The sequence below is a fragment of the Pseudoxanthomonas dokdonensis genome (genome assembly GCF_001431405.1).
Taxonomy (GTDB): domain Bacteria; phylum Pseudomonadota; class Gammaproteobacteria; order Xanthomonadales; family Xanthomonadaceae; genus Pseudoxanthomonas_A; species Pseudoxanthomonas_A dokdonensis.
The window spans coordinates 37,903-56,272 of sequence record NZ_LDJL01000006.1 but is presented as its reverse complement, the minus strand read 5'-3'; the positions used below and the strand labels follow the sequence as shown (position 1 = coordinate 56,272).

Annotated in this window: 15 protein-coding genes; 13 read left to right on the top strand and 2 right to left on the bottom strand. The window is 66.0% G+C overall.

Annotated features, from left to right (window positions below):
- Positions 1-50 precede the first annotated feature (50 nt).
- From ABB29_RS06625 to ligD, 9 genes are all read left to right on the top strand, one after another.
- Complete coding sequence (locus tag ABB29_RS06625) at positions 51-1,052, top strand: dipeptide epimerase (protein WP_245622559.1); 1,002 nt, start codon at positions 51-53, stop codon at positions 1,050-1,052.
- Positions 1,049-2,332: a peptide MFS transporter gene (locus ABB29_RS06620; protein ID WP_057657833.1), complete on the top strand. Its 1,284-nt coding sequence runs from the start codon at positions 1,049-1,051 to the stop codon at positions 2,330-2,332. The genes ABB29_RS06625 and ABB29_RS06620 overlap by 4 nt, the downstream gene beginning before the upstream one ends.
- A gap of 13 nt (positions 2,333-2,345) precedes the next feature.
- A complete protein-coding gene (locus ABB29_RS06615) occupies positions 2,346-4,043 on the top strand; it encodes an N-acyl-D-amino-acid deacylase family protein (protein WP_057657832.1) in 1,698 nt (565 codons plus the stop codon).
- Between the two features lie 142 nt (positions 4,044-4,185).
- A complete protein-coding gene (locus ABB29_RS06610) occupies positions 4,186-6,534 on the top strand; it encodes a TonB-dependent receptor (protein WP_057657831.1) in 2,349 nt (782 codons plus the stop codon).
- Positions 6,535-6,566: 32 nt separating this feature from the next.
- On the top strand, positions 6,567-7,679 hold the full coding sequence (locus ABB29_RS06605) for an N-acetyltransferase DgcN family protein (protein ID WP_245622558.1): 1,113 nt from the start codon (positions 6,567-6,569) through the stop codon (positions 7,677-7,679).
- Positions 7,680-7,688: 9 nt separating this feature from the next.
- Positions 7,689-8,837, top strand: coding sequence for a YkvI family membrane protein (locus ABB29_RS06600; RefSeq protein ID WP_057657830.1), 1,149 nt, complete (start codon positions 7,689-7,691; stop codon positions 8,835-8,837).
- A gap of 11 nt (positions 8,838-8,848) precedes the next feature.
- On the top strand, positions 8,849-10,435 hold the full coding sequence (locus ABB29_RS06595; RefSeq protein WP_057657829.1) for a serine hydrolase: 1,587 nt from the start codon (positions 8,849-8,851) through the stop codon (positions 10,433-10,435).
- Positions 10,436-10,563: 128 nt separating this feature from the next.
- Entirely contained in the window at positions 10,564-10,740 is a 177-nt protein-coding gene (locus ABB29_RS16085; RefSeq protein ID WP_083487582.1) for a DUF3606 domain-containing protein, read from the top strand.
- Positions 10,741-10,749: 9 nt separating this feature from the next.
- A complete protein-coding gene (gene ligD, locus ABB29_RS06590; protein WP_057657828.1) occupies positions 10,750-13,383 on the top strand; it encodes a DNA ligase D in 2,634 nt (877 codons plus the stop codon).
- A gap of 38 nt (positions 13,384-13,421) precedes the next feature.
- On the opposite strand, the gene ABB29_RS06585 is transcribed toward ligD, so the two are convergent.
- A complete protein-coding gene (locus tag ABB29_RS06585; protein WP_245622557.1) occupies positions 13,422-13,952 on the bottom strand; it encodes a gluconokinase in 531 nt (176 codons plus the stop codon).
- 131 nt (positions 13,953-14,083) lie between these two features.
- Between ABB29_RS06585 and ABB29_RS06580 the strand changes: the two genes are divergently transcribed.
- Positions 14,084-14,569: a VOC family protein gene (locus tag ABB29_RS06580; RefSeq protein ID WP_057657858.1), complete on the top strand. Its 486-nt coding sequence runs from the start codon at positions 14,084-14,086 to the stop codon at positions 14,567-14,569.
- A gap of 19 nt (positions 14,570-14,588) precedes the next feature.
- The gene (gene xth, locus ABB29_RS06575; protein WP_057657826.1) at positions 14,589-15,380 is read left to right on the top strand and encodes an exodeoxyribonuclease III; all 792 of its coding nucleotides are present in this window, start codon (positions 14,589-14,591) and stop codon (positions 15,378-15,380) included.
- A gap of 18 nt (positions 15,381-15,398) precedes the next feature.
- On the opposite strand, the gene ABB29_RS06570 is transcribed toward xth, so the two are convergent.
- Complete coding sequence (locus tag ABB29_RS06570) at positions 15,399-16,607, bottom strand: GAF domain-containing sensor histidine kinase (RefSeq protein ID WP_057657825.1); 1,209 nt, start codon at positions 16,605-16,607, stop codon at positions 15,399-15,401.
- A 215-nt stretch (positions 16,608-16,822) separates the two neighbouring features.
- On the opposite strand from ABB29_RS06570, the gene ABB29_RS06565 reads away from it, so the two are divergent.
- Both ABB29_RS06565 and ABB29_RS06560 read left to right on the top strand, forming a co-directional pair.
- Entirely contained in the window at positions 16,823-17,977 is a 1,155-nt protein-coding gene (locus ABB29_RS06565) for a two-component system sensor histidine kinase NtrB (RefSeq protein WP_057657824.1), read from the top strand.
- Positions 17,970-18,341, top strand: coding sequence for a response regulator (locus ABB29_RS06560; protein ID WP_057657823.1), 372 nt, complete (start codon positions 17,970-17,972; stop codon positions 18,339-18,341). The genes ABB29_RS06565 and ABB29_RS06560 overlap by 8 nt, the downstream gene beginning before the upstream one ends.
- The last annotated feature ends 29 nt before the right edge of the window (positions 18,342-18,370 follow it).

Here is an 18,370-nt window from a genome sequence, read left to right as displayed (position 1 = left end):
GGCCGCCCTGTCCATGGCTTGCCCTGCCCGAGGTATGCGTGACCGCGACCGTGCCCGTCCAACTCGAACTGCATAACGAACCGTTGCCGATGTCGGCGCCGTTCCGCATCGCCGGCCACGTATTCGAAGCGATGCCGGCGACCGTGGTCACCCTGCGCCAGGGCCCGCATGTCGGCCGCGGCGAGGCGGCCGGGGTCTACTACAACCACGATCATCCGGAGACGATGATCGCGACCCTGGAAGCATTGCGGCCGCGCATCGAGGCCGGCCTGGATCGCGAACAGCTGCGTACGCTGCTGCCCGCCGGCGGCGCCCGCAATGCACTGGACTGTGCGCTGTGGGAACTCGAATCGCAGCAGCGTGGCGTGCCGGTCTGGCAGCTGGCCGGGCTCGACAGCGTACGCGGGCTGCTGACCACGTTTACCGTCGGCGCCGATGAACCGGCGGTGATGGCCGAGCGCGCCGCGGCCTATCGCCAGGCGCGTGCGCTGAAGCTCAAGCTGACCGGTGATCCGGATCTCGATGGTGCGCGCGTGCGCGCGGTACGCCTGCGTTGCCCGGACGCCTGGATTGGCGTGGATGCCAACCAGGGCTACGACGCGGCGACATTGCCGTTGCTGCTGCCGGCGCTGGTCGAAACCGGAGTGTCGCTGCTCGAGCAACCGTGCGTACGGGGTCGCGAATCGGATCTGGACGGGATCGAGCGCGCGCTGCCATTCGCTGCCGACGAGAGCATCCTGGATCTGGCCGAACTGGAACAGCGCCATCATCGCTTCGATGTCATCAACATCAAGCTCGACAAATGCGGTGGACTGAGCGAAGGCCTGCTGATGGCCAGGCGTGCACGCGAACTGGGCAAGCAGGTGATGGTCGGCAACATGTGTGGCACCAGCCTGGCTGCGGCGCCGGCGTTCGTGCTCGGCCAGTTCTGCGATGTGGTCGATCTGGATGGCCCGATCTTCCTGCGCCAGGATCGCTCGCCATCGGTGCGCTATGAAGACGGCTACATCCACTGCGGCGACGAGGTCTGGGGGCCGCGGACCCACGCATGAGCACGGCGATGGCGGCAGCGGGCGAGAAGACCTGGTTCGGCCAGCCACGCGGGCTGACCATCCTGTTCCTGACCAACATGTGGGAGATGTTTTCCTATTACGGCATGCGCACGCTGCTGGTCTATTACATGACCAAGCACCTGTTGTTCGCACAGGAAAAAGCCTCCTTCATCTACGGCACCTACACCGCCATGGCGTACTTCACGCCGATCCTCGGTGGTGCCATCGCCGACCGTTGGCTGGGCAAGCGCAAGGCGGTGGTGATTGGCGCCAGCATCATGGCCGCCGGCCACTTCCTGATGGCGTTCGAACCGATGTTCTACCTGGCGCTGTCGGTGATTGCGCTGGGCAATGGTTTGTTCCTGCCCAGCCTGCCAAGCCAGATCAATGATCTCTATCGCGCCGATGATCCGCGCCGTGGCCGCGCCTACAACGTGTACTACGTCGGCCTCAACATCGGCGGGGTGATGGCGCCACTGGTCTGCGGCACGCTGGGCGAAGTCTACGGCTGGCACTACGGTTTCGGCGCGGCCGGCATCGGCATGTTCGCCGGCCTGCTGATCTACCTGGCCGGCAAACGCTACCTGCCGGTCGAAGCCGCGCCCACACGCGCGGCCGTCCGCGATCCGGCTGAACCCCGCGGCAACCATCGCAACGTGTGGTGGCTGCTGCTGGGAGTAGGCATCGCCGCGACCATTTTCCGTGGTGCCTACGAGCAGATTGGCAACACCTTGCCGCTGTGGATTGACAGTGGCGTCGATCGCCAGCTGGCCGGCATCGAGATCAAGATGACCTGGTTCCAGTCGTTGAATCCGCTGCTGGTGATTTCATTGACGCCGGTGCTGCTGATGGCGTGGCGTCGCCGCGCCGAGGCCGGCCGCGAGACATCGCCGGGCATGCGGATGGCGATCGGCGCATTGCTGGTGGCTGCCGCGTACCTGTTGCTGGCCGTGCTGACCGCGCTGGCGGGTGACGCACGGGTTGGCTGGTGGTGGGTGGTGGCGTTCTTCGTGGTGCTGACCCTCGGCGAGCTGTACATCCTGCCGACTGGACTTGGCCTGTTCGCCAAGCTGGCGCCGCCGCGGATGGGCGCGACCACGGTGGCGTCGTGGTTCCTGGCGATCTTCAGCGGCAGCCTGCTGGCCGGCCTGGTCGGCACGCTGTGGTCGCAGGCCAGCCATGCCGGTTTCTTCCTGATCCTGTCGCTGCTGGCGCTGGTCGCCGCGGCGCTGCTGTGGCGGCTGGATCGACCGATACGCAATCTCCCTGATCCCGCTTGAAGGAGTAACGACCATGCTGCGTCCGTTGTCTGCATTGATCGTACTGGCACTGGCCAGCCACGGCGCCGCCGCGCAGGCACCGGAACCACCGTATGACCTGCTGATTCGCAATGGGGTGGTCTATGACGGCAGCGGCGCACCGCCGCAGCAGGTCGACGTGGCGGTGCGCGGCGACCGCATCGCCGCGCTGCTGCCGCAAGGGGCGAAAGCCAACGCCACCCGGACCCTCGATGCGCATGGTCGCGCGGTGTCGCCGGGCTTCATCAACATGCTGAGCTGGGCGGTCGACTCGCTGGTGGCCGACGGCCGTGGCGTCAGCGACACCAGGCAGGGCGTGACCCTGGAAGTGTTCGGCGAAGGCTGGTCGATGGGGCCGTACACCGATCAGATGAAGATCGATGCGCTGAAGCAACAGGGCGACATCCGTTATCCGATCGACTGGACCACGCTGGGCGACTACCTCGAACTGCTGCAGTCGCGTGGAGTCACGCCGAACGTGGCTTCGTTCGTCGGCGCCACCACCGTGCGCATCCACGAACTGGGCGAAGACGACGTCAAGCCCGATGCCGCGCAACTGGCACGGATGCAGGATCTGGTCCGCCAGGCGATGGAGGAGGGTGCGCTGGGGGTGGGCGCATCGCTGATCTATCCGCCGGCGACGTTTGCCGATGGCGACGAATTGACCGCGCTGGCGCGGGCGGCGGCCGAATCCGGTGGTGGTTACATCGCCCACATGCGCAGCGAGGCCGATCGTTTCCTCGAAGCGCTGGATGAAACCATCGCCATCGGCAAGGCGACCGGCGAGCGTGCCGAGGTCTATCACCTGAAGGCCGCCGGTGAAAAGAACTGGCCGAAGATGAGCCAGGCCATCGATCGGATCCAGGCCGCGCGCGATCAGGGCCTCAAGATCAGCGCCGACATGTACGCGTACACCGCCGGTGGCACTGGCCTGACCGCCGGCCTGCCACCGTGGGTGCAGGCCGGTGGTCCGGAGCAGATGGTGGCCCGGCTCAAGGATCCGGCGACCCGGGCCAAAGTGATCGCCGAGATGCGCGATCCCGCGCCGTCATGGGAAAACATCCGTCAACTGGCCGGTTCCGATGAGCGGGTGCTGCTGATTGAGTTCAAGAGTGAAAAGCTGAAACCACTGCTTGGCAAGAGCCTGGCCGACGTCGCCGCCGAGCGCGGTACCTCTGCCGAGGACACCCTGATCGATCTGATCATCGAAGACCAGCGGATTGGCGCGGCGTATTTCCTGATGAGCGAGGAAAACGTCGAACTGGGATTGAAGCAGCCGTGGGTCAGCCTGGGTTCGGATGCCGAATCGTCGGCCCCGGAGGGCGTATTCCTGAAATCCAGCACCCACCCGCGCGCGTACGGCAACTTCGCCCGTTTTCTCGGCCACTACGTGCGCGACCGCAAGTTGATGACGCTGCAGGAAGGCATCCATCGGCTGACCGGATTGCCGGCCGGCAACTGGAAGCTCAAGGACCGCGGCTGCCTGGCACCGGGTTGCTTCGCCGACATCGTGGTGTTCGACCCGGCCGCCATCGCCGACCACGCCACCTATGCCCGGCCGCAGCAGTACGCCAGCGGCGTCGACGAGGTCTTCGTCAATGGCGTACAGGTGCTGCATGAGGGCCAGCACACCGGGGCCAAGCCGGGCCGGGTGGTGCGCGGGCCGGGCTGGCGCGGGCCGGCGCAGCCATGACCGCCGGCAAACTGATTTTCCAAACATGTTGACAATTTTCTGATTAGGACCATTATCCCTAATCAGGATGTAGTTCGCGCCCATTGCCGCGCCTTGCCGCGGCCCGCAAGCCAACCGAATCGAAGTTCCGGGGAGAGCAGAGATGAACGTGTTCCAGTCCAACCGCCCGTGGTATCGCTCGCCGTTGTCGCTCGCCATCGCCGCCACCCTGGCCTGTTCGCTCGCCAGTCCGGTGTCGGCACAGGACGCGCAGGACACGGCACCTGACGAGGCCAGCGCGGCGCAACGTGCCGCGACCCTGGACACGGTGGTGGTGACCGCCAACAAGCGCATCGAGAACGTCCGCGACGTGGCCGCCTCGATCAGCGTGGTCGGCGAACGCCAGCTGGAAAACCTGGGTTCCAGTTCACTGGCCGACTACGCCGCGCTGATCCCGGGCCTGCAGGTGCAGGACGATGGGACGCCGGGCCAGACCTCGGTATCGCTGCGCGGCATCTCGGCGATGTCCTCCAGCGCCACCGTCGCCACCTATGTCGATGAAGTACCGGTCGGCTCCAGCGGTATCTACCAGGCCGCCAACACCCTGATGCTGGACCTGCTGCCGTACGACATCAGCCGGGTCGAAGTGCTGCGCGGACCGCAGGGCACGCTGTACGGCGCCGGTGCGATTGGCGGCCTGCTCAAGTACGTCACCCGCGCTCCGGATCTGAGCGGCGACGAGCTGCGGGTCGGCCTCGGCCTGCGCACGGTGCAGGACGGTGGCGAGAGCTGGAACGGCCGGGTCGGCGCCAGCCTGCCGCTGAAGGAAGATCGGCTGGGACTGCGGGTCAGCTTTGCCCGCAATGAACTGCCGGGCTATACCGACAACGTCATCAGTGGCCGCCGCGACGTCAATGATTCCCAGCAGACCGGCGCACGTGCCGCGCTGGCCTGGGATGGCGATAGCGTCGATGTCGATCTGTCGCTGATCAACCAGCGCATCAACGCCAACGACCGCGCCGGCACCGCGCTGGACCCGGACACGCTCGAGCCACTGTTCGGCGACAACGTCGATCGCACCTGGCAGCCGCAGCCGTTCCACAAGGACTTCACCCTGGCCGCGCTGAGCGTGGACTGGGATCTGGGCTGGGCCGATTTCGTCTCCGCCAGTGGCTGGTCGCAGACCGATACCAGCACCCAGCTCGACACCACCATTCCGTTCGGCGAAGTCGCCGACCTGCTGCTGGGCCTGCCGGAACCGGGCAGCTCTTTCACCCGCTACGATTTTGATCTGGACAAGTTCACCCAGGAATTCCGTCTGACCTCGAAAGGCGAGGGCGCGTTCGAATGGATGGTCGGCACCTTCTACACCAAGGAGGACGCACTGCAGAGCCAGTTCGCCTGGCTAGGCCAGCGTGACGGCTCGCCGTTGCCCGCCCCGTACGACGAGATGTTCGGCACCCTGGCGATCATCAACCTGCCCAGCACCTACAAGGAAACCGCGGTGTTCGCTAATGGCTCGCTGCGACTGGGCGAGCGCTTCAAGATCGATGCCGGCGTGCGCCAGGCGCGCAACGAGCAGAGCTTCAGCCAGAACGTCCCCGCCGGCATCCTGGCGCCGATTGCCAACACCCCCGGCGAATCCAGCGAAGACGTGTTCACCTGGAGCCTGAGCCCGCAGTTCAAGCTCGGAGAAGACAGCCTGCTGTATGCGCGGGTGGCGACCGGCTACCAGCCGGGCGGTCCCAACGTGGCGCTGCCGGGGATTCCGCCGCAGGTCGATTCCTCGATGCTCGACAGCTACGAGCTGGGCCTGAAATCGCAGTTCGCCGACAACCGCGTGCAGATCGACGTCGCCGCATTCCGCATCGACTGGGAAGACATCCAGGTCGCGTCCTCGTTCAACGGCATCGGCGGCCTGGTCAACGGTGGTGAAGCGACCAGCGAAGGCGCCGAACTGACCACCCAGTTCCGGGCCACCGATGCGTGGACGATCGGTTTCAACCTGGCCTATACCGATGCCACGGTGAAGAACGACTTCGACCCCACCGTGGTGCCGCAGGGCGACTTCGACGTGGTCCTCAACACCGGTCTGGCCGGCGACCGCATTCCTTATTCGCCGGAACTGTCGTGGACTTTGAACACCGAATATGCGTTTGCCACTAACGGTGGCTACAACGGCCAGATCGGCGCCTCGCTGCGCGGCGTCGACGACCAGTTCAACGACACCACCCAGCGCCAGCGCATCACCGCGCCGGGCGACGCCTCGGTGATCCTCGACGAGCAGATCACCGCGCCGCTGAAGCTGGACGGCTACCAGGCGCTGGACCTGTATGCCGGCATCGGCAAAGGCGCCTGGGAGCTGCGCGTGTATGCCAACAACGTCACCAACGAACACGCCTGGTCTTCGTTGACCGCGCTCGACGGTGCACTGTCCGGCACCCGTGTGCAGGTCGCCGGCGTGCCGATCCGGCCGCGCACCTACGGCATGGAAATCGATTTCCGGTTCTGAGCACGGCGACGCTCGCTGCTGCCTTGCCGCCCTTGCCGGCCCCCCTCGCGGAGCCGGCGTTCCCCGATCACGCCCAGGTGAAGACCGTCGCGATGCTGCCATCGAGCTTGCCGCCCCTGCCAACGCCACCGGCCCTGCCGCTGCTGCCCAGCCCGCACCTGCTGTTCCTGGGGGATATCAGCGAGCCGGGTTATGCCAAGACCGCGTTCGGCCTGCGTGACTGGGCGCCGCAACGTTGCATCGGCGAATTCCGCTGTGCCGGCGGCACGGTCAGCGCCGGTTTGCCGGCAATGACCCCGCAGCAGGCGGCCGCGCGTGGCGCGCGTTCACTGGTGATCGGTGTCGCCAATGCCGGCGGAGTGATACCGGAGAGCTGGATCGAACCGTTGTTGCAGGCACTGCATGCCGGACTCGACATCATCAGTGGCATGCACGTGCGGATTGCCAGCATCGCGCGCCTGCGCGAGGCCGCCGATGCGCTCGGCCGCCAGTTGATCGACGTGCGCGTGCCGCCGCCCGGCATCGCCGTGGCCACGGGTGCGCCACGCAGCGGCAAGCGCCTGCTGACGATGGGTACCGATTGCGCGCTGGGCAAGAAGTACACCGCGCTGGCGCTGGCCAGGGCATTTGCCGAACGCGGCGTCGATGTCGATTTCCGCGCCAGCGGCCAGACCGGGATCCTGATCGCCGGCCGTGGCATGCCGATGGATGCAGTGGTCTCGGACTTCGCCGCCGGCGCGGCCGAAATGCTGTCGCCGGCCGCTGCCGAGGATCACTGGGACGTCATCGAAGGCCAGGGCTCGCTGTTCCATCCGGCTTACGCCGGGGTCGCGCTGGCCTTGCTGCACGGCAGCCAGCCGGACGTGGTGGTGATCTGCCACCAGCCGGGGCGACGACACATGCTCGGCTATCCGGCCTATCCCTTGCCGAGCATAGAAGACACCATTGCCCTGGCCCTGCAACTGGGACAGCGCACCCGCGCCGGCATCCGCTGCGGCGGGGTCAGCCTGGATACCTCGCAACTGGATCCGGCCAGCGCCGCGGCGTTGCTGGACAGCGAGAGCCAGCGGCTGGGCTGCGCGGTCGCCGACCCGATGCGTGGCGGACCGGCGTTCGAGCAGTTGCTGCGGCAGTGCCTGGGCTGATGCCGCGCGATGTCTGAGCCCACGCCCAGCTGGTTCCAGCGCTTGTTGCTGCCGGGACTGGCATTCAAGGCGGTGGTCATCGGTGGCGGCTACGCGACCGGTCGCGAACTGGCGGAATTCTTCCTTCCCGGCGGACCCTACGGCGGCCTGCTGGGGATGCTGCTGGCGATGCTGATCTGGAGCCTGGTCTGCGCGCTGACCTTCGCTTTCGCCCACGCGACCCGCGCGTTCGACTACCGCAGTTTCTTCCAGCGCCTGCTGGGGCCGGGCTGGTGGTTGTTCGAAGCGGCCTATCTGCTGTTTCTGGTGTTGATCCTGGCGGTGATTGGCGCGGCCGCCGGCGCCATCCTGCAGGCGATGTTCGGGCTGCCAACCGTCGCCGGCACGCTGTTGTTGATGGTGGCCATCGGTGCGTTCACCGCGTTCGGCAATCGCTCGGTCGAGCGGCTGTTCAAATGGGCATCGCTGCTGCTGTACGGCGTGTACGCGGCGTTCATGCTGCTGGCGTTGTCTTCGTTCGGCGACCGCGTGCTGGACAATTTCGCCAGCGCCGGTCCACCGGCAGCGGGCTGGGCGCTGGATGGCCTGGCATACGCCAGCTACAACGTGGTGGCCGCGGTGGTGATCCTGCCGGTGGCGCGGCATTTCATCCGCCGCCGCGACGCCTGGGTGGCCGGTGTCATCGCAGGTCCGCTGGCGATGCTGCCGGCGTTGCTGTTCTTCGTCTGCATGATCGGCTGGTATCCGCAGATCGGCGAGCAGGCACTGCCGTCGGATTTCATGCTGCAGCGGCTGGACCGGCCGCTGTTCCATCTGCTGTTCCAGGCGATGATCTTTTCGGCATTGCTGGAGACCGGAACCGGCGCGGTGCATGCCATCAACGAGCGCGTGGCCGGGCGTTGGCTGGCGCGTAGCGGCAAGCCGCTGCCGGCGGCAGCGCGCCTGCTGATTGCCAGCGTGCTGCTGGTCGGATCGATCTTCGTCGCCGACCATTTCGGCCTGATCGCGCTGATCGCGCACGGCTATCGTTTGCTGGCGTGGGTACTGCTGGCCGTGTACGTGCTGCCGCTGCTCAGCCTGGGCGCCTGGCAACTATGGCGACAGCCAGCACCGCCAGCCCTGATCACCACCTCCACCTCCACCACTCCGTCTTCGTGAGGAAGCCTGCCATGGGTCGCATCCATTCACTGACCGCCACGCTGATTGTCGCCGCCTGCCTGGCCGCGCCGGTCGCGGCAGCGCCGCCGCCGGGTTTCGACCAGCGCGTCGAGCAGGTACTCAAGCAACACGACGTGCCGGGCATGGCGATTGCCATCGTCGAGGACGGCAGGGTCACCAAGGCCCAGGGCTACGGCGTGCGCCGGCTGGGTTCGGCGGAAGCGGTGGATGCCGACACCATCTTCCCGACCGGTTCCACCGGCAAGGCATTCACCGCCGCGGCGCTGGCGATCCTGGTCGACGAAGGCAAGCTGGACTGGGACGACAAGGTGATCGATCACCTGCCGACGTTCCAGATGTACGACGCCTGGGTCACCCGCGAAATGACCATCCGCGATCTGCTGGTGCATCGCAGCGGGCTGGGACTGGGCGCCGGCGATCTGCTGTTCATCCCGCGCAGTTCGCGCAGCCGCGGCGACATCGTCCAGGCCCTGCGCCACATCAAGCCGGCCACCAGTTTCCGCAGCGGCTATGCCTACGACAACATCCTCTACATCGTCGCCGGTGAAGTGATTGCCGCCGCCAGCGGGCAGGACTGGGAAAGCTTCATGCGCGACCGGGTGCTGCGGCCTGCCGGCATGATGGATTCGGTCAGTGACGAAAACGATCGCTTCGCCAATCCCAATCGCGCCTACCCGCACGCGCGCCTGGACCCGCGCCTGCGCGGGCTGGGCAAGCAGCAGCTGTTGCCCGAACGCGAAGGACTGGGCCAGGTCGGCGCACCGGCCGGCGGCCTGTCCTCCAGCGCCCATGATCTGGCCCGTTGGCTGCAGATCCAGCTGGGCCAGGGCGCGCTGCCCGATGGCGATGGCAAGCGCCTTTACAGCGCGGCCTCGGCACAGGAAATGTGGACGCCGCAGGTGCTGATTCCGATCACGCCGTACCCGGCACCGATCAACGACATGACGCCGCAGTTTTCCAGCTATGCACTGGGCTGGAACGTGCAGGACTACCGCGGGGTCAAGGTCGTCCAGCATGGCGGGGCGGTGTTTGGCGTGCTGACCTTCATCGTGCTGGTGCCGGAGCGCAACCTGGGCATCTCGCTGCAGATCAACGCCGAGGATGTCGGGGTCATGCGCGGGCTGGGCTACGAGCTGCTGGATCACTATCTGGGATTCGCGCCACGCGACTGGGTCGCCGCGTTCGACCAGTGGTACCAGCAGCGACTCGACGCAGGACTGCAGGCACTGCAGGCCAGCGGCCAGGCGGCACGCAAGCAGTCGCGGCCTTCGTTGCCCGCATCGGGCTATGCCGGCCGTTACGTCGATCCGTGGTACGGGCCGATCACCATCAGCGAACAGGGCGGCAAGCTGCGGATCGATTTCCAGCAGACACCCAACATGGCCGGCAACCTGGAACACTGGCAGTACGACACTTTCCGCACGCGCTGGGATGACAGTGCCATCGAACCGGCCTACGTCAGCTTTGCCCTGGATGCCGAAGGCAAGGTCGCCAGCATCCGCATGAAGGCGGTGTCGCCGCTGGCAGACTTCAGTTACGACTACCAGGATCTGCATTTCACCCCGGCCGGAGAGTAGGCGAGGGCACCGATACATCGCGTTCACGGCCGTCGGACTACAACACGATGGAGGCTGGCGAGCACCCGCGACGAATGTCGCATCGATGATGCGCCAGCCGGGCCAATCCCGGATCAGGAGGCGCCATCATGGCCGACGACAGCAACGAGATGGGGCGTCCCGACCGCGATCGGATCAACGTCGGCCAGGACCATGAGCTGCAGTACGGGACCCTCTCGCTGGACGTCAGCGCCGGGCAACCGGGTGATGCGGTGAAGGCCGTCGGCCCCGATGCCGGTGCGGTGCGTCGTCATCCCGGCCATTAAGCCGATGCCATGAGCCTGGCCGACTATCGCCGCAAGCGCAGCTTCGACAAAACGCGGGAGCCGCAGCCGGGGAAGCCGCTGCCCAAAGGGCAGCGTGCGATCTTCGTGGTACAGCTGCATCATGCCAGCCGCCGCCATTACGATTTCCGCCTGCAGGTCGGTGACGCGCTGAAAAGCTGGGCAGTGCCGAAAGGGCCGAGTTACGATCCGAGCGTCAAGCGGATGGCGGTCGAGGTCGAGGATCACCCGGTCGACTACGCCGGGTTCGAAGGCGAGATACCCAAGGGCGAATACGGTGGCGGCCATGTGGCCCAGTTCGACCACGGCGTATGGGCGACCGATGGCGACCCCGAGCAGCAACTGGTCAAAGGCCATCTGCGCTTCGAGCTGTTCGGCAGCAAGCTCAAGGGTGGCTGGCATCTGGTCCGCTCGGGCAAGGCCGCCAGACAACCGCAGTGGCTGCTGTTCAAGGACAAGGATGCGTACGCGGGCACGCTGGAAGCCGACGATCTGCTGGCCGACGTCACCGCGCCGCCGGCGGCCGACCTCAAGCGTGCCGGTGCCGGCAAGGCCAACAAGAAGAAGCTGAGCTCGCTGCCGGTCAGCAGAAAGCGTCGCAAGGACTGGGCGCGCAAGGCGCTGGCGCTGACCGATGCGGACAGGGCCAAGGCACCGGATGGGCCATTCGAACCGCAACTGGCAAAGCTCAGTGAGCAGCCACCCAGCGGCGACCAGTGGATCCACGAGCTGAAGTGGGACGGCTACCGGATCCTGGCCACCATCGCCGATGGCAACGTGCAGCTGTGGTCGCGCAATGGATTGGAGTGGACCGACAGGATTCCCGATATCCGTGAGGCCATCGCCGCGCTTGGCCTGCAATCGGCGGCGCTGGATGGCGAACTGATCGCCGGTTCCGGGGCCCGCCAGGACTTCGGCCTGCTGCAATCCACGCTGTCCGGCGAACGCCAGGGCAAGCTGGCGCTGGCGCTGTTTGATCTGCTGCACGTCAACGGTGTCGACATCGCCGACGCGCCGCTGATGCAGCGCAAGCAACTGTTGCAGGAACTGTTGCAGGATGCGCCGGCGCAACTTGCTTTCAGCTCGCACATCGAAGGCGAAGGCCAGGCGGCGTTCGAGCTCGCTGGCCAGCGCCACTTCGAGGGCATCATCAGCAAGCGCGCGGACCGGCCTTATCGCGGCGGTCGCAGTGACGACTGGCGCAAGATCAAGCAACTGGCCAGTGATGAATTCGCGGTGGTCGGTTATACCGCCCCCAAGGGCAGCCGCAGCGGTTTTGGCTCACTGCTGCTGGCCAGGCCGGATGCGGAATACGGTTGGCGCTATGCCGGCCGGGTCGGTTCCGGTTTCAATGACAAGCTGATGCGCGAAGTCACTGCCAGGCTCAAGCGCGGCGGCAGCAACAAGCCGACTGCCCATGTCGGCACCACCGACACCGACCTGCGCAGCGCCACCTGGTTCGAACCGCGCTTCGTGGTCGAGGTGTTCTATCGCGGCATCGGCCGCCAGCAACTGTTGCGGCAACCATCGCTGAAGGCCGTGCGATTGGACAAGGAGGTTGCCGATCTCGCCGACAGTGATCGTGCCGCCACGGCGGCGACATCCGGCAAACGGAGCAGGACAGTGAAGAAAGCGACCAAAGCAACCAAAGCAACCAAAGCAACCAAAGCAACCAAAGCAACCAAAGCAACCAAAGCAACCAAAGCAACCAAAGCCAAAGCGGGCAGCAAGGTCCGCCAATCGGATGACGTCGCAGCGCTGCCGACGTTGTCCAGCCCCGGCAAGTTGCTGTTTCCCACCGATCGCATCAGCAAGCAGGCGGTGTGGGACTACTATCTGGCCGTCGCCGACTGGCTGCTGCCGGAGATCGCCGGGCGTCCGCTGTCGATCATCCGTTGTCCGGCCGGCATCGAGCAGCCGTGCTTTTTCCAGAAGCATCTGACCTCGGGGCTGGAGCGGGTGGCGACGGTGAAACTGAAGGAAGAGTCCGGCGCCAATGCCGATTATCTGGTGGTCGAGGATTTGCCGGGACTGATGGAGCTGGTCCAGTTCAATGCGCTGGAGTTCCATCCATGGGGCTCCCATGCCAGCGACCCGGAGCGTGCCGACCGGGTGGTGTTCGACCTGGATCCGGGTCCTGATGTCGCCTTCAGCGAGGTCAAGCAGGCTGCGGTCGACATCCGCAAGCTGCTTGATCAATTGCAGCTCGAGTCGTTCCTGCGCGTGTCCGGTGGCAAGGGGCTGCACGTGGTGGTACCGCTGAATCCGGGCTGCGACTGGGAGCTGAGCAAGCGCTTCGCCCACGGCTTTGCCGACGCGCTGGCGCGTTCGCAACCGGACCGCTTCCTGGCGACCGCGACCAAGAGCAAGCGCAACAAGCGCATCTTCATCGACTACCTGCGCAATGGCCGCGGTGCCACCGCCGTGGCGTCCTATTCGATGCGTGCGCGTGCCGGCGCGCCAGTAGCAATGCCGTTGGCCTGGTCCCAACTGGCCAGGCTCAAGCGCGCCGATGCCTTCAGCATTGCCGACGTGCCGGCAATGCTGAAACGCCGGCGCAAGGATCCGTGGCAGGGCATCAACGATATCAACCAGGATCTGTCGCGCTGGTCGCAGGACGAATAAGGCGTGCGACAGCGTCCGCCAGCACGCAGTCCACGGATCTAGCGCCGTGGCGATACGCCGGCGGCGTCCAGTTTCCGCAGCGCCTCGGCCAGCACCTGCGGATAGTCCGCTGCGCCATCAATGGCGATGACGTCGGGTTCGTCATGCGGTGGCTGCAGTGCCTGCAACTGGCTCTCCAGCAGCTGTGGCGGCATGAAGTGCTCGCGGCGTGCGGCCAGCCGCGCGGCGATCACCGCCGGCGCGGCATGCAGGAACAGGAACCGCATCGCCACGCCACTGTCGCGCAACTGCTGTCGATGCGCCGCACGCAGACCCGAGAACGCCAGCACCGACGCGCGTCCCGACGCGGCCAGGCGCTGCAATTCGGCCGCCAGCGCGGCCACCCAGGGTTGCCGCTGCGCGTCGCTGAGCGGAATACCGGCAGCCATCTGCGCCCTGGCGTCGGCACTGTGCCAGTCGTCGGCGTCCAGCAGTGCGTATCGATAGTGATCGGCCAGCCCGCGGGCGAGCGTGGTCTTGCCGCTGCCGGCGACGCCCATGACGATGATGGCAGTGACTGGGGATCGCATCGGGCACCCTGGGCAAGGCTAAGGAAGATGACCGGCAGGCGCCGGATCCAACGGCATCATCATGCGCTTTTCACGCAGCCATGGCGCAACCGCGTTACCGTCCGGGCTTGCCAACCGCAGTGGAGATCAGCATGACGGCCAGGATCCAACCATGCCTGTGTTTCGACGGCAACGCGGAGCAGGCAGCGCGCTTCTATGCCGAGACATTCGCCGACACCCGCATCGATGCCATCCACCATGCCCCCGGCGACTATCCCGATGGTCACCAGGGTGACGTGCTGACAATTGAAATGACGCTGCTGGGCATGCCGTTCCTGCTGTTGAACGGCGGCACCGAGTTCCGCTTCGGCCAGGCCGTGAGTTTCCAGGTTGCGACCCGCGATCAGGCCGAGACCGACCGCTACTGGAACGCCATCATCGATGCCGGCGGCAAGCCCAGCATGTGTGGCTGGTGCACGGATCTGTTCGGCCTGTCGTGGCAGATCACCCCGACCCGGCTGACCGAACTGATGGCGCAGGGCGGCGAGGTCGCCGAGCGCGCGTTCGAGGCCATGATGGGGATGCGCAGGATCGACATCGCCGCGCTCGAACAGGCGGTCCGGGACGTGCAACGCTGAGCCCGCCGGTGCACGGCTGATGCCACGCAGGAAACTCCTCAAGCTGGCGACCTTCAACGTCAACGGCATCGGCGCGCGCCTGTCGCAACTGCTGTCGTGGCTGGAAGTGGAACAGCCGGACGTGGTCGCGTTGCAGGAATTGAAGGCGCTGGACCAGGCCTTTCCCGCCGCCCAGCTGGAAGATGCCGGTTATGGCGCCATCTGGCATGGCCAGCGCTCGTGGAACGGGGTTGCTCTGCTTGGTCGCGGGGTGACCCCGGTGGAAAGCCGGCGCGGTCTGCCCGGTGACCACAGCGACGCGCAGAGCCGTTATATCGAAGCGGCGGTGCATGGCGTTATCGTCGGCTGCCTTTACCTGCCCAACGGCAATCCGCAGCCCGGGCCAAAGTTCGACTACAAGCTTGCCTGGATGCGTCGCCTGCAGCGGCATGCCGGGAGCCTGGTTGGATTGCCGGCGCCGGTGGCATTGCTGGGCGATTTCAATGTCATCCCCACCGACGCGGACGTTTACGATCCCGGGGCCTGGCGCAAGGACGCGCTGATCCAGCCCGAGTCACGGCAGGTCTGGCGGCAATTGCTGCAACAGGGCTGGACCGATGCGCTGCGCGAGGTGTTCGAAGACGAGCAGGTGTACACGTTCTGGGATTATTTCCGGCAACACGCCGAGCGCGACCGGGGCCTGCGCATCGACCACCTGTTGCTCAATCCGGTGTTGGCCGCGGGATTACAGGAAGCCGGGGTCGACCGCTGGGTGCGCCTGCAGGAAAAAGCCAGCGACCACGCCCCGACCTGGGTGCGGGTGAGGATCTGATTCGCGTCGCGGCGCGTTCTAGACTTCGGCGGTCTGATCGTGTTGCCGGTCGACCGGCGTCGACGGCTGGCCCATCAGGAACGTGAAGATGGTGCCGGTCTCGGCGCTGGAGTGAACGCCCAGCTCGGCGCCGTGCGCCTTGGCGATTTCCGCGGCGATGTACAGGCCCAGGCCCAGACCGGGGCGGGCGTGTTCGGCCTGGTTGCGCGAGAACGGCGTGAACAGGCGCGCACGCAGTTCCTGCGGGATGACGCCACCGTTGTGCACCTGCAGCCACAGATGGCCATGGCCGCCGCGGGCCTGGAACGATACCGGCTGGCTGGCGCTGCCGTGTGCCGCGGCGTTGGCCAGCAGGTTGGTGACCAGCTGGGCGATGCGTTGGCCATCGCACAGCACCGGCGCATCGAAAGCGATCTCGGCCACGATGTCGTTGCGGCCACTGGCCGCCTTGACTTCGGACACCACGTGCATCAACTGCTCGGCCAGGCTTTCCTCGTGTTGCGGCAGCACCGGGATGCCACCGCCCAGGCGGCCGCGGGCGAAGTCGAGGATGTCGTGGACCAGGCCGTCGATGCGATCCAGGCTCTTCTGCATGCCCTGCAGCACCTTGGCACTACGCGGCGAGGTCGCCTCCTGCTGCAGCAGGTCGGCGCCGATGCGCACCGCCTGCAATGGACTGCGCAGGTCATGGCCAAGCACGGCGATGAACTGATCGTGCAACTCGCCGGCCCGCTCGGCCGCCTGCAGCCGGTCATCGTTGTCCAGATAGTTGCCAATCAGCTGCGCGAACAGCTGCAGGCTGCGCAGCACGTGCGCTTCGTCAAAGTCCGCCGGCTTGCTGTCAATCGCGCACAGGGTGCCGAAGAAGCTGCCGTGCTGGTCGAAAATCGGCACCGAGACATAGCTCTCCAGCCCGTACTGGCGCGGGGTATGGTGCTGCGAATACAGCGGATGGGTACTGGCATGGCCGAAGATCACCGGCTCGTGCGATTGCCGGATGTCGTTGCAGATCGTGCTTTCCAGGACCAGCTCGCCGCCGACTGGCAGGTCGAAGCCGAGATCGTCGCGCACCGCGCAGGCGGTCCAGCGGCAGTCGGTGACATGGGCAACGGCAACGAAGCGCAGACCGGTGATGTGGGCAACGGTCTCCAGGATTTGTGGCACCGCGCCAATGCGGCTGATCCGCATGATGGCGTCGGTAGTGTCAGGATGTGAATGCTTGCTCATTGCCCTGAATCCGATGGTGATCTGGCAGCGGGCAGCGTGGCGCGATCAATCCCCACATCTCCCCCGCACCGCTGTGCCGGCACTATACGACGGCCGGTCACATTTGTAGCATGTCCGGCTGTCGCCTGGCGCTTTGCACAGGCGGTTAACGGCGGCTTCTTTACGCTCCGGGGCGTGGCACCACCATTGGGAGGGGATCTGTTGTGGGCAATTCGATGGGAGGTGCCCTGAGGCAGAGCGAACTGGAAGACGAATCCAGGCAGTTGGCTTTGCTGGTCCAGAGCGTTACCGATTACGCCATCTACATGCTGGACGTGAATGGCTATGTGCGCAGCTGGAATGCCGGCGGACAACGCATCAAGGGCTATACCGACAGCGAGATTGTCGGCCAGCATTTCTCGCGCTTCTACACCCCCGAGGATGCCGCCGCCGAGTTGCCCGCGCACGGCCTGCGCCAGGCCCGTATCCATGGCCGTTACGAAGCCGAAGGCTGGCGCCTGCGCAAGGACGGCAGCCGCTTCTGGGCCAGCGTGGTGATTGATTCGATCATCTACAACGGTGAGTTGATCGGATTCGCCAAGATCACCCGTGACATCACCGAACGCTACCACGCCCAGATCGAATTGCAGGAAGCCCAGCATGCGCTGGCGCACTCGCAGAAGATCGAGGCGATCGGCAAGCTCACCCTGGGCCTGGCCCACGACTTCAACAACCTGCTCGGGATCATCATCAACAGCCTGGATCTGATCAACCTGCAACCGTCGGCCAACCAGCGCACCCGTGAGTTGACCGAGGCCGCGTTGCGTGCCGCCGACCGTGGTGCGCTGCTGACCCGGCAACTGCTGGGTTTCGGCCGTGGCACGCCACTGGCGGCCGAGCGCTGCGACGTCAACGAGTTGCTGGCGCGCTCCTTCGAGCTGTATCGCCGGGCCGGCGGCCAGCAGATCGAGCTGCAGCTGGAAGCCGGACGTGACGTCGAGGACGTGGAGCTGGACGCGGCCCAGTTCGAGGCCGCCATCCTCAACCTGATTTCCAACGGCCGCGATGCGATGTTACAGGGCGGCCGGATGACCCTGCGCACCAGCCTCAAGTGCAAGCGACCTCCCGATGATCCGGCGGCGACCGCGCGCGACTATGTCTGCATCGAGGTCATCGACAACGGCCTGGGCATGGACGCGTCGACCATGGCCCGTGCCGAAGAGCCTTTTTTCACCACCAAGGAAGTCGGCAAGGGCAGTGGCCTCGGCCTGAGCCAGGTGGCCGGCTTCGCCGGACAGTCCGGGGGCTTCCTGGCGATCAGCAGCCAGGTCGGACAGGGCACCACGGTGGCGATGTACCTGCCGGTGATGAAGGGAGAAGCCGGTGGCTGAAGCAATACGGCTGTTGCTGGTTGAAGACGAAGAACTGTTGCGGATGATGATCGGCGATGCGCTGGCCGACATGGGCTTCCAGGTCGCCACCGCCGAAGACGGCAACCAGGCGTTGCCGATGCTGGCGGAGCAGACGTTCGACGTGATCATCAGCGATATCAGCATGCCCGGGGGCGTCAGCGGCATTACCCTGGCCGAGGAAGCGGCGCGCCAGCAACCGCAGGCGCGCTTCATCCTGTCCTCCGGTTACGCCCGCGCGCAGCTGCCGCCGATTCCCGAAGGAGCGCTGTTCCTGCCCAAGCCTTACCGGATTCCGCAGTTGCTGGCGTTGATCGATGGCGCTGGCGAAACCCCGGCGGTTTGAGCATCCCGGGTGGCCGGCGACGATGATCG